Annotated in this window: 11 protein-coding genes, 1 tRNA gene, 1 pseudogene and 1 riboswitch; of the genes and pseudogenes, 3 read left to right on the plus strand and 10 right to left on the minus strand. The window is 60.5% G+C overall.

The genetic code is table 11. The features are described 5' to 3' along the window. From HGP16_RS16520 to HGP16_RS16530, 3 genes and pseudogenes are all read right to left on the minus strand, one after another. Positions 1–358: pseudogene (locus HGP16_RS16520) on the minus strand (hypothetical protein); the annotation flags it as partial. Between the two features lie 278 nt (positions 359–636). After that, positions 637–710, minus strand: a tRNA-Gly gene (locus HGP16_RS16525). A 58-nt stretch (positions 711–768) separates the two neighbouring features. After that, positions 769–1863 (minus strand): 2'-deoxycytidine 5'-triphosphate deaminase, encoded by a 1095-nt coding sequence (locus tag HGP16_RS16530; RefSeq protein ID WP_168841116.1) that lies wholly within the window; start codon positions 1861–1863, stop codon positions 769–771. 178 nt (positions 1864–2041) lie between these two features. After that, positions 2042–2120, plus strand: a riboswitch (SAM riboswitch). A gap of 44 nt (positions 2121–2164) precedes the next feature. Here HGP16_RS16530 and HGP16_RS16535 point away from each other — a divergent pair. Continuing rightward, entirely contained in the window at positions 2165–3352 is a 1188-nt protein-coding gene (locus HGP16_RS16535; protein WP_168841117.1) for an O-succinylhomoserine sulfhydrylase, read from the plus strand. A gap of 67 nt (positions 3353–3419) precedes the next feature. Here HGP16_RS16535 and HGP16_RS16540 read toward each other — a convergent pair whose 3' ends face one another. Continuing rightward, positions 3420–4133 carry a DNA helicase gene (locus HGP16_RS16540; protein ID WP_168841118.1) on the minus strand — a complete coding sequence of 238 codons (714 nt, stop codon included), beginning with the start codon at positions 4131–4133 and terminating at the stop codon, positions 3420–3422. 611 nt (positions 4134–4744) lie between these two features. On the opposite strand from HGP16_RS16540, the gene apaG reads away from it, so the two are divergent. After that, on the plus strand, positions 4745–5137 hold the full coding sequence (apaG, locus tag HGP16_RS16545) for a Co2+/Mg2+ efflux protein ApaG (RefSeq protein WP_120662911.1): 393 nt from the start codon (positions 4745–4747) through the stop codon (positions 5135–5137). A gap of 110 nt (positions 5138–5247) precedes the next feature. Here the strand turns inward: apaG and HGP16_RS16550 are convergent, their stop codons facing one another. From HGP16_RS16550 to HGP16_RS16560, 3 genes are all read right to left on the minus strand, one after another. Then, complete coding sequence (locus HGP16_RS16550) at positions 5248–6237, minus strand: Hsp33 family molecular chaperone (RefSeq protein ID WP_168841119.1); 990 nt, start codon at positions 6235–6237, stop codon at positions 5248–5250. Positions 6238–6285: 48 nt separating this feature from the next. Then, positions 6286–7203 carry an ornithine carbamoyltransferase gene (gene argF, locus HGP16_RS16555; RefSeq protein WP_168841120.1) on the minus strand — a complete coding sequence of 306 codons (918 nt, stop codon included), beginning with the start codon at positions 7201–7203 and terminating at the stop codon, positions 6286–6288. A gap of 161 nt (positions 7204–7364) precedes the next feature. Further along, positions 7365–8564 carry an aspartate aminotransferase family protein gene (locus HGP16_RS16560; RefSeq protein WP_168841121.1) on the minus strand — a complete coding sequence of 400 codons (1200 nt, stop codon included), beginning with the start codon at positions 8562–8564 and terminating at the stop codon, positions 7365–7367. Between the two features lie 421 nt (positions 8565–8985). On the opposite strand from HGP16_RS16560, the gene HGP16_RS16565 reads away from it, so the two are divergent. Then, complete coding sequence (locus tag HGP16_RS16565; protein WP_168841122.1) at positions 8986–9519, plus strand: GcrA family cell cycle regulator; 534 nt, start codon at positions 8986–8988, stop codon at positions 9517–9519. Between the two features lie 91 nt (positions 9520–9610). On the opposite strand, the gene phoB is transcribed toward HGP16_RS16565, so the two are convergent. From phoB to pstB, 3 genes are read right to left on the minus strand one after another with little or no spacing between them, the layout of a single operon-like run. After that, a complete protein-coding gene (gene phoB / locus HGP16_RS16570) occupies positions 9611–10294 on the minus strand; it encodes a phosphate regulon transcriptional regulator PhoB (protein ID WP_004128368.1) in 684 nt (227 codons plus the stop codon). Between the two features lie 30 nt (positions 10295–10324). Further along, positions 10325–11035 (minus strand): phosphate signaling complex protein PhoU, encoded by a 711-nt coding sequence (gene phoU / locus HGP16_RS16575; RefSeq protein WP_149632977.1) that lies wholly within the window; start codon positions 11033–11035, stop codon positions 10325–10327. A gap of 51 nt (positions 11036–11086) precedes the next feature. Continuing rightward, positions 11087–11902: a phosphate ABC transporter ATP-binding protein PstB gene (pstB, locus tag HGP16_RS16580; protein WP_168841123.1), complete on the minus strand. Its 816-nt coding sequence runs from the start codon at positions 11900–11902 to the stop codon at positions 11087–11089. Positions 11903–11911 lie beyond the last annotated feature (9 nt).

Here is an 11911-nt window from a genome sequence, read left to right on the forward strand (position 1 = left end):
GCACCCGAAAGCGGCGGGTCACGATCGCCAGCAGCAGAATGTTGATATTGCGCGACCCGAACTTCCAGTTGGTGCGGTCAAGCGCCAGCATCTTGGGGCGATCCAAATTGAGCATGGAAACCACCAGACGGGCCGCCACGGCCTGGTCGAGGCGGACGAACTGGAAGAAGCGCTGCAGGCGGCGATACTTCGAGGCATAGCACGCCGGTCCCGACATATGCACGGCCAGATGCGAAAGGTTGACGGTGCGCGACTGGACAAGGCCGGCAATCAGCACGGCAAGCGTCAACAGACGGCTCTTGCCCAGAAGAAAATGGCGGCCTAACGTCTCGATGAGAGCGGCATGAAGCGGTGTCATAAGCGAAGATCCTTTTGGCGAAGAATCTTCAATTCAACCACATCATTCCGTTCTCACCATTAATGTCGTGTACCGTGGGCAGTGATAAGCTGAACCGCTCTATCTCTTTGTTTTCTCGCAATTCCGGACGGAAAACCGCTACGCACTTTTCCTGGAATTGCTCTAATCGCCGCGGGCGAATTGAACAACAGCTTTCATCACCCGGCCGCCCTGGCTTGCGGCACAGCGCCACAAAACAGCATGGTCCATCGGCTAAGCATATGAATAACATGAAAAATTGGAGCGGGTGAAGGGAATCGAACCCTCGTATTCAGCTTGGGAAGCTGCTGCTCTACCATTGAGCTACACCCGCCTGACACCCTGAGATGTCCAACAGTTGCCGGCCTCTGTCAAGGCCGATCGGCGACTGATCAGAGCCGGAAGTGCTTCGAGAGCTTCAGGCCCTGTGCCTGATAGTTCGAACCGAGGCCGGAGCCGTAGAGGCTGCTTGGCTGTTCCAGCATGTGTTCGTAGATCAGGCGCCCGACGATCTGGCCGTCTTCCAGAATGAAGGGCACTTCGTGGCTGCGCACCTCCAGCACGGCGCGACTGCCGCGGCCGCCGGCCGGCGCATGGCCGAAGCCCGGATCGAAGAAGCCGGCATAGTGGACGCGGAATTCGCCGACCAGCGGATCGAATGGCGTCATCTCGGCGGCAAAATGCGGCGGCACATGCACCGCCTCACGCGAAACGAGGATGTAGAATTCGTCGGGATCGAGGATCAGTTCCGTGCGGCCACGGCTATAGAGCGGCTCCCAGAAATCGAAGATATCGTGCTGGGCCTTCTTGTCGACATCGACGACGGCCGTGTGGTGCTTGCCGCGATAACCGATCAGGCCTTCCTTGTCGCCGGCAAGATCGATCGACAGCGCAATGCCGCCGCCGGTGATATTAGGCTTCTTGCTGGCGACCAGCGTCTCGGTTTCATGCAGCGCCAGCAATTCCGGCTCGGTGAGCAGGGCCTGGCCTACACGGAAGCGGATCTGCGACAGGCGCGAGCCGCGGCGAACGACGATCGGGAAGGTGCGCGGGCTGATTTCGAGATAGAGCGGGCCGGAATAGCCGGCCGGGATCTTGTCGAACTCCTGCGCCCGGTCAGTGATGACGCGGGTGAAGATATCGAGGCGGCCGGTCGAACTCTTCGGATTGGCCGATGCCGACATGTCGGCCGGCAGATCGAGGCGCTCCATCAGCGGCACAATATAGACGCAGCCGGTTTCCAGCACGGCACCTTCGGAAAGGTCGATAACGTGCAGCTTCAGCCGGTCGAGCTTGTCGGCGACGAGATGCGACGGGCCGGGCATAAAACTGGCGCGAACGCGGAAGGCATGGGCGCTAAGCCGAAGGTCAAGGCTTGCCGGCTGGATCTGATCGACATCCAGCTCCCTCTCGCTCGTCAGCCGCCCCGTTTCAAAGAGCGCCGCGATGGCGCGATCGGCCAGAATTCCAGTATTGCGAGCCATCATGCCTCTTTCCCAGTGCCTCAACCGGCCCAGTGCATCCGCCAGCAAGTCGAGAATAGATCTGCCGGGTTGGGCGCCGTTCAAAATGCTGCTGCCCATCCAGACGGACGCGCGGGCAGTAATTTGTCGCAGACAAAACCAAACTCAGGGAATTGACGCAAGCGGTCAACGGCAGTATTGCAACTTATCCCGTGGTGATTTGGCCGGTCGGCTTGCAGCCACGTTAAACAAGTGGCTAAAAAGACCGGGTTGAAAACCGGTCTGCAATTGCGGCCGGTTTTTTTGTTTTGAAAGTGGTGATGGCATGAGCAAGACTTGGCGCCCCGCAACCCAACTCGTCCACGGCGGAACGCTCCGCTCGCAATTCGGCGAGACCTCCGAAGCAATCTACCTGACCCAGGGCTTCGTCTACGACACGTCGGAAGCAGCGGAAGCCCGCTTCAAGGGCGAGACTGATGGCTTCATCTACGCCCGCTACGGCAGTCCCACCAACGACATGTTCGAGAAGCGCATGTGCGCCCTGGAAGGCGCTGAAGATGCCCGCGCCACCGCTTCGGGCATGGCTGCCGTCACCGCCGCCATTCTCTGCCAGCTGAAGGCCGGCGATCATATCGTCGCAGCCCGCGCCCTCTTCGGCTCCTGCCGCTGGGTCGTCGAGACGCTTGCGCCGAAATACGGCATCGAATGCACGCTGGTCGATGGCCGTTTCGTCGAGAACTGGGAAAAGGCTGTTCGACCGAACACCAAGGTCTTCTTCCTTGAGAGCCCGACCAATCCGACGCTGGAAGTCGTTGACATCGCTGCGGTGGCCAAGCTTGCCAATCAGATCGGCGCCAAGGTCGTGGTCGACAACGTGTTCGCGACGCCGCTCTTCCAGAAGCCGCTGGAACTTGGCGCCCATATCGTCGTCTACTCCGCCACCAAGCACATCGACGGCCAGGGCCGCTCACTCGGCGGTGTCATCCTCTCCGACAAGCAGTGGATCGACGAGAACCTGCAGGACTATTTCCGCCATACCGGCCCGGCCATGTCCCCTTTCACCGCCTGGACGCTGCTGAAAGGCATCGAGACGTTGCCGCTGCGTGTTGCGCAGCAGACGGCGAATGCCTCAAAGGTTGCCGACTTCCTCGCCGAGCAGACTAGCAAGGTCGCCCGCGTGATCTATCCCGGCCGCAAGGACCACCCGCAGGCCGATATCATCGCCAAGCAGATGAGCGGCGGCTCGACCCTCGTCGCCTTTGAGCTGAAGGGCGGCAAGGAAGCGGCCTTCAAGCTGCAAAACGCGCTTGATATCGTGAAGATCTCCAACAATCTCGGCGACAGCAAGAGCCTGATCACCCATCCGGCCACCACGACGCACAAGAACCTCACCGACGAAGCGCGGGCCGAACTCGGCATTTCACCGGGAACGGTGCGCTTCTCCGCCGGCATCGAAGACGGCGCGGATCTGGTCGAGGATTTCGCCCGCGCGCTCGCGCAGGTTTCCGCCTGATATCAATCGAGCCGCCCAGATTTTCTCTGGGCGGCTCGACCTGCCCTCGTCGGGCAATGACAGCTCGTCAGCTGGCGGCCTTGAACTCGACCAGACCGTTGTTCAGGAAGACCATCTTGTCGAACAGCTTGAGATCCAGCGGATTCGGCAGGCGGACGTCCGAAAGATCGGGCAAGGGTTTCTGCGCCGGATCATAAGAGCGATCGATCTGCGAGACAAAGACGACGATCACGCCTCTGGCGCGCGCAAACGCCCTCAGTGTCTGAACCTGGATCATCAGTTCCGGCTTTTCCCGCTTCTGGTCGAGCAGCTGCAGAAAATCGACCACTGCCAGCGTGCCGCGCGGCGCCCCGGCCAACCTCCCGACGATATAGTCGGCGCTGATGGCATCCGAATTATCGAATTCGAATAGATCAGCAAATTCCGCATGATCGGCACCGATGACAGGAAAGCGGTCCAGAACGACCTTTTCCGTGTCTTCCAGCGTGAAGAAGACACCGCGATTGCCAGCCTTCATAGCTTCGACGGCGAGCCTCAGGCTCATCAGGGTCTTGCCGTGACCGCGCCGAGCGCCGATCAGCACCAGATCGCCCGGACGTAAACGCGAATACAACTCACTGACAGGTACAGCTGTGTTGGTTTTGTTTGCAAGCAAACTCCAGCCTCCAAAACCTTCGCCGGCCGCGATGCGATCCAGCGCGGCATGCAAGGGGATATTCTGCTGGCGGGACAAGAGCCTCGCCTTGCGCTTCAAATGATAAACAGGGGCGGAAAGCCTCATATAAACCTCCTATTGCGAGCAGTGACCGCAACCCCTCCTTATGCCAGGCGCTCAAACAGTCGGTTTGGATATCGACGGCCCCGCATGAAATATACTTTCCCGGATGGAGGGGGGAGGCATGGGCAATGCCAGAATCAGATGATAGCCGAAATTCTTTCAGAGGAGAATTGCGGTCATACCCTCCCCGGGGAACATAAGATGAAATCAGGAATTATATGAGCTGGAGATTTTGATCAGGGGACGGTAGTTGCGACGGGCAACTTGCAAGTGCACCTTTAGTCGCGGCAAGCGTTTCCGCTCGCCAAAGACGAAGGGAGCGGCTTCAAAGTAGACAAGACCAAATGACAGGCAATTTTAGATACTTCTCTCGACGCTTCGTTAACCTTCGTTATTAGCTGTAATAGCTAAATGCCGGAAAGCTCTATCCGCTCGCGCGACTTTTCAACACGCCGTTCCTTGACGGAGGGAGCCGGTTATAGGATACCGCTAGACATCCGCACTTTGCGGGAGTGGTGGAAAGCGGATAATATGCCGCGAACTTGGAAATGTAGAAGCGGCAATGAGGCTTGAAGAGGCCCCTCGACGTTTCAGGAAGTGGCAAGGTATCAGGCATGTATCGCGCCCTGACACGCGACATAGAGGTAGTAGTGGAGCCGTTCTATCTGGAGGAGCAATCCGATCCGGATGACGATCGCTATGTCTGGGGATACCGCATCGTCATTTCCAACCATTCCAAAACAGCCGTCAAGCTGGTGACGCGCTACTGGCACATCACCGATATGAACGGCATCGTGGATGAGGTGACCGGCCCCGGCGTGGTCGGTGAACAACCGCACCTGAAACCCGGCGATACCTACGAATATTCTTCCGGCTGCCCGCTGGACACGCCGTCAGGCATGATGTTCGGCCACTATCAGATGGAGACGGACGACGGGGAGCTCTTCCATGTCAAGATCCCCGCCTTCTCGCTGGATACGCCGAACCTGCTGCGCACGCTGAACTAAAGCCCTTCCGCTTTTCTTCGAATCGCGAAAACACCCTATCTTCTTGTTTCGCTACGCATTCCGGACGGAAAACCGCTGCGCACTTTTCCTGGCAATGCTCCAGAGTGGCATCAAGCCGCTTCAATCTCGGACGCTTCGAAGCGGTAGGTGGTCGAGCAGAATTCGCAGGTCACGGCGATTTCGCCATTGTCCTGGCTCGCCTCGATCTCCTCGGCCGTGAAGCCCTTCAACACGCCCTTCAGCTTGTCGCGCGAGCACGAACAGCGATCGAAAACCGCCTTCGGCTCGTAGACGCGCACGCCGCGCTCGTGGAACAGGCGATAGAGAAGCCGCTCGGTGCCGACCTGCGGATCCGTCAACTCGTCGGCATCGATGGTTTCCACCAGGCTGCGTGCTTCCGCCCAGGCATCGTCCTCGACATGAGCGCGAAGGCCGGTATCGCCGTCGCCGCCATGCAGGTCCGGCTGGCGCATGCGCTCCGGAGCCTCCGGCAGGAACTGCGCAATCAGGCCGCCGGCCCGCCAACGATGACGCGGCTTACCGTCGCCATCGCGATCGAAGAGCTCGGCCGCACCGAGGCGCACCCGCGTCGGAATCTGTTCCGACTGGCGGAAATAAGTGCCGGCAATCTCCTCGAGCGAAGCGCCGTCAAGCGCGACGATGCCCTGATAGGGCTGGCTGAAGCGACCCTGATCGATGGTGAAGGCGAGCACGCCCTTGCCCAGCAGCTGCTCGGGCTCGGTACGCCCTTCGGCCACCGCCTTTGCCAATGCCTCCTCATCGAAGCGGGCATAGGCACGAACGTTTTCCGGCGTCGAGAAATCGGCGACCAGGAGGTCGACCGGCCCGTCGCTCTTCGTCTGCACGGTGAACTTGCCTTCGAACTTCAGCGAGGTGCCAAGCAGCACGGTCAGGACGATGGCCTCGGCCAGCAGCCGCGCAACCGGCATCGGATAGTCGTGCCGGGCGAGAATGGTGTCCAATAGCGGACCAAGCTGCACGGCGCGGCCGCGCACGTCAAGACCTTCCACCTGGAAGGGCACGACATGATCGTCACCGGCGAAATCAAACTGACCCAGCGAGGCGGCGTTTTCAGCCATTGCTTTACTCCTACTGCGCCCGCGCCCTTGAGACGCGGCTTCATATCCTCAGATTGCGCCCAGGCACCAAGCAAGAATCGACTTTTGCGCATGAAGGCGGTTTTCCGCCTCATCGAAGACAACGGATTGCGGACCATCGATCACCTCGTCCGTCACCTCCTCCCCGCGATGAGCGGGCAGGCAATGCATGAACAACGCGTCTTTGCCGGCCTGTGCCATCAAAGCCTTATTGACCTGATAGGGCTGGAAGACGTTGTGACCGCGGGCCCGGTGTTCCTGATTCATGGAAACCCAGGTATCGGTTACCACGCAATCGACACCGGCGACCGCACGGTCGGCATCATGCGAGAGCATGATTTCGGCGCCCTGGTTGCGGGCCCAGTTCAGATAGTGATCCTTCGGCTCGGAACCAAGGGGTACCGCCATATTCATGCGATAGCCGAAACGGGCGGCACCTTCGATCAGCGAATGCAGCACGTTGTTGCCGTCGCCCGTCCAGGCCAGCGTCTTGCCCTTGATCGGGCCGCGATGCTCTTCGAAGGTCATGATGTCGGCCATGATCTGGCACGGATGCGTGTCGTCGGTCAGCGCATTGATGACCGGTACAGTCGCATGTTCGGCGAGTTCCAGCAGGCGCGAGTGATCGGTCGTGCGGATCATGATCGCATCGACATAGCGCGACAGCACCTTCGCCGTGTCGCCGATCGTCTCGGCGCGGCCGAGCTGCATTTCGGTGCCGGAGAGGAACAGCGTCTCGCCACCTAGCTGGCGCATACCGACATCGAAGGAAACGCGGGTTCGGGTGGACGGCTTCTCGAAGATCATCGCCAGCATCTTGCCGTCCAGCGGCTTATCGGCCGTGCCAGCCTTCAATGCCTGCTTTCGCACGATCGCATCGTCGATGATATCGCGCAAATCGGCAGCCGGAACGGCAGAGAGGTCGAGAAAGTGTTTCGGAGAAGCCATGTCCTTACCTGTACTCCAGAAAAAACCCGCGTGGGGCACGCATAAGCCCTTAAATCGGCACCGATTTAAGGAAAGCTTATGCGATCCCTAAATGTTACTGCATCCTTTGCGCGTCGCCTCGACGCGCGGCGCAGTAATCGCCCCGGCTGCGGGCGTTGAACTCAAGCCGATTTCTTGACGCGGGCTGCGCGTGCGCGCTCGGCGGCGCGCTCAAGGCGAGCCAGACCTTCGCGTGCTTCGTCGGCGGTGACGACCAGCGGCGGCAGGAGACGGATGACGTTGTCGCCGGCCGGGACGCCAAGCAGGTGCTCGGCGCGGATCGCCTGCAGCAGCTCCGCCTGCGGAATGGCCGCCTTGACGCCGAGCATCAGGCCTTCGCCGCGAACATCCTCGATGATATCGGGAAAACGGTCCTTCAGCGAGGCGAGACCCTGGCGGAAGACCAGCGCGATATCGCGGACATGCTGCAGGAAACCTTCAGCGAGCACGATATCGAGCACGGCATTGCCGACCGCCATGGCAAGCGGATTGCCGCCATAGGTCGAGCCATGCGTACCCGCCTTCATGCCCGAGGCGGCTTCCGCCGTCGCAAGACAGGCACCGAGCGGGAAGCCGCCACCGATACCCTTGGCAACGGCCATGATGTCAGGCTTGATCCCGGCCCATTCATGGGCGAAGAGCTTGCCCGTGCGGCCGACGCCGCATTGCACTTCATCAAGAACCAGCAGCAGGCCGTGCTCGTCGCAGATCTCGCGCAGGCCGCGCAGGAATTCGTTGGTCGCGGGACGAATACCGCCCTCGCCCTGCACCGGCTCGATCAGGATCGCGGCCGTCGCATCGGTGATGGCGGCGCGAACGGCATCGAGATCGCCGAACGGCACCTGATCGAAACCCGGCGCCTTCGGGCCGAAGCCTTCGATGTATTTCTCCTGGCCGCCGGCGGCGATCGTCGCGATGGTACGCCCGTGGAAGGCGCCTTCGAAGGTGATGATGTGGAACTTTTCAGGATGCCCCTTGGCGAATTGATAGCGCCGCGCCGTCTTGATGGCGCATTCCAGCGCCTCTGCACCCGAATTGGTGAAGAAGACCTTGTCGGCGAAGGTAACGTCCGTCAGCCGCTTCGACAGCTTTTCCTGCCCGGGCACTTCATAGAGGTTGGACAGGTGCCAGACCTTGTCGGCCTGCGCCTTCAGCTCGGCGACCAGATGAGGATGGGCATGACCGAGCGAATTGACTGCCACGCCGGCTGCGAAATCGAGGTAGCGCTCGCCGTTTTCGGTAACCAGCCAGACGCCCTCGCCTCGCTCGAACCGCAGCGGAGCACGCAGATAGGTATCGTAAAGCGGCGCGGTCTCTGCCATGGCATATCTCCTCGATCACAACCCTAAGGACCAATCGCTTCCACTTGATGAAACGGGTCCGAAAAAATCAAAAGCCGCCTTGCGGCGGCCTGGCCACTATTGATGTTTTGCACCGCGATGTCAACAAAACTGGCGTTTAGCAGGTGCGAGAAAGCGCTGTCGGCCAAAAGGGATGCGTTCGGCACTGCCTATTGCAGAAATGCCACGCCGGGGCAGCAAGTTGGGGAAAACCTCGAAATCGATTCCTCAAGATTCCCGCGACTCTTGTCACGGAGTCAGCCTCACACTAGGTTAAAAATCAATTGCTAGACTGCATGCGGCGGAACTAGTCACCACAATTTTAGAGCGTTTCGCGCCTCGATCCCATGCGAGGCAATGGTGAGGGATTCTGCCATCGGAAACGCGACAGCGGAGACAGGGCATGAATTGGACAGACGAACGCGTCGAGAAGCTGAAAAAGCTATGGTCCGAAGGGTTGAGCGCCAGCCAGATTGCGGCGCAGCTTGGCGGCGTGAGCCGTAATGCCGTCATCGGCAAGGTGCATCGCCTGAACCTTCCTGGCCGAGCGAAGGCGGGCGGCACGGCGGCTGCGGCACGCACGCCGAAGCGCAGCAGCGCGGCACCGCGCGCGCCGAATTACGCGTCTCGTGTCGCAACCCGCACGGTTACCCGCCAGCAGGGCGCAACCATGCTCAAGGAAGAGGTCGAGATCGATGCCGTCAACGAGATCCGGTATCGTCCGGCTGCCAACGTCGTCGTTCCGATCTCCCGGCGTCTCGGCCTGACCGAGCTTACGGAACGCACCTGCAAGTGGCCCGTCGGCGACCCGCTGAAGGACGATTTCCACTTCTGCGGCAACGAGAGCCCGGATGCATCGCCCTATTGCGGCTACCACCAGCGCCTGGCCTACCAGCCGGTGCATGAGCGGCGCCGGCCGGCTCAACCGCGCGGCTGATATGTCCCCAAAGCTGAGATAAAAGAAACGGGCCATTGAGGCCCGTTTTCTATTTCCGCCGCTATGTCGATGCCTGACCGGGTATCGCCGCTCAGGCTTCCATGGAGTAGCCCGCGCCGCGAACGGTACGGATGACATCCTGCATATTGGAGAAGTTGAGCGCCTTGCGCAGGCGACCGACATGCACGTCGACGGTGCGTTCGTCGACATAGATATCATGCCCCCATACGCCGTCCAGCAGCTGCGAGCGCGAGAAGACGCGGCCCGGCGAGGACATCAGGAATTCCAGCAGGCGGAACTCCGTCGGCCCCAACCGCACTTCGCGGCTTTTGCGATGAACGCGATGGGTTTCGCGGTCCAGCTCGATATCCCCGCAACGCAGCACCGTGGAGAGAACCTCCGGACGGGCACGCCGCAGCATCGCCTTGACACGGGCCATCAGCTCCGGCGTCGAGAACGGCTTGACGACGTAATCGTCCGCGCCGGTGGAAAGCCCGCGCACGCGCTCGCTCTCCTCCCCTCGGGCCGTCAGCATGATGATCGGCAGGCGCTCCGTCTCCGGCCGCATACGCAGCCGGCGGCAGAGTTCGATGCCGGACACGCCGGGGAGCATCCAGTCGAGGATCAGGAGATCGGGAATGCGCTCCTGGAGACGCAGCTCGGCCTCATCGCCTCTGAGGATCGTGTCGACCTCGAAGCCTTCGGCCTCGAGATTGTAGCGCAGCAGAACGCTTAGCGCTTCCTCGTCTTCTACAACAGCAACTCTCGGAACCATGCGCCTTTGGTCTCCCTTTTCGCTTCCAGATTATTCCGTCACCGCGCCGACGGTATTGGCGGTATCATCCTTCGGGCGCTCGCCTTCTGGCTGGGCGCCGGTCGCCATGTAATAGATCGTCTCGGCGATGTTGGTGGCATGGTCGCCGATGCGCTCGATGTTCTTGGCGCAGAAGAGAAGATGCGTGCAGGTGGTGATGTTGCGCGGATCTTCCATCATGTAGGTCAGCATCTCGCGGAAGAGCGAGGTGTACATGGCGTCGATTTCCTCGTCGCGCTCGCGGATCGACACAGCCTTGTCGGGCGAACGGGTGGCATAAACGTCCAGAACTTCCTTCAGCTGGCTGAGCGCCAGTTCGGAGAGATGCTCGATGCCGCGGGCGAGACGGCGCGGAACGCCGCCCTGAACGGCGATGACACGCTTTGCGGTGTTCTTGCCGAGGTCGCCGACGCGCTCCAGATCGGAAGCGATGCGGATCGAGCCCATGATCTCGCGCAGGTCGGCAGCCATAGGCTGGCGACGGGCGATGGTGACGATGGCCTTGTCGCCGACTTCGCGCTCGGCATGATCGAGGATGACGTCGTCGGAGATGACCTTCTGCGCAAGAGCAGTGTCGCTTTGGACCAGTGCGCGGACGCTGTCGCTGACCATCTGCTCGGCCAGGCCGCCCATTTCCGCAATGCGGCGCGTCAGGAACTTCAGGTCTTCGTCGTAAGCAGAGAGAATGTGAGTGGAGACCATTTTTCTATCCTCAAGGTGAACTGTGTGAAAGGGTCCGAGCGCCTGATATCATCAACCAAAACGGCCCATGATGTAATCCTGCGTGCGGTAATCGTCGGGATTGGTGAACATTTTATCGGTATCGTTCTCCTCAACCAGATGGCCGAGATGGAACATTGCGGTGCGCTGCGAAACGCGGGCTGCCTGCTGCATGGAATGCGTCACGATGACGATCGTGAAGTTTTCCCGCAGCTCGTGAATGAGATCCTCGACCTTTGCCGTTGCGATCGGATCGAGCGCCGAGCACGGCTCGTCCATGAGGATGACTTCCGGACTGACGGCAACGGCGCGTGCGATGCACAGGCGCTGCTGCTGACCGCCCGAAAGGCTCGTGCCGGCATCGTGGAGCCTGTCCTTGACCTCGCCCCACAGGCCCGCCTTCTGCAGGCTGGTCTCGACGATATGGTCGAGATCGGCCTTGGAACGGTGCAGGCCATGGATGCGCGGCCCGTAGGCGACGTTTTCATAGATCGACTTGGGAAACGGGTTGGGCTTCTGGAAGACCATGCCGACGCGCGCGCGCAATTCCACGACATCGATGCTGTTGTCGTAGACATCCTGATCGTCGAGCGTGATCTTGCCCGTCACCCGGCACGTCTCGATCGTGTCGTTCATGCGATTGAGGCAGCGCAGGAAGGTGGACTTGCCGCAGCCGGAAGGGCCGATGAGCGCCGTCACCGTATTGGCGCGGATCTTCAGGTTGACGTCGAAGAGCGCGCGCTTGTCCCCATAGAAGACCGAAACGTCCTGGCCGATCATCTTATAAGGGATCGTAGTCATCTTCTTGGCCAAGGCTCTTTCGCTTGCGGCTTCGCTCATCATGTTCATTCCCCGGCC

Source organism: Rhizobium sp. P40RR-XXII, assembly GCF_012641405.1.
Taxonomy (GTDB): domain Bacteria; phylum Pseudomonadota; class Alphaproteobacteria; order Rhizobiales; family Rhizobiaceae; genus Rhizobium.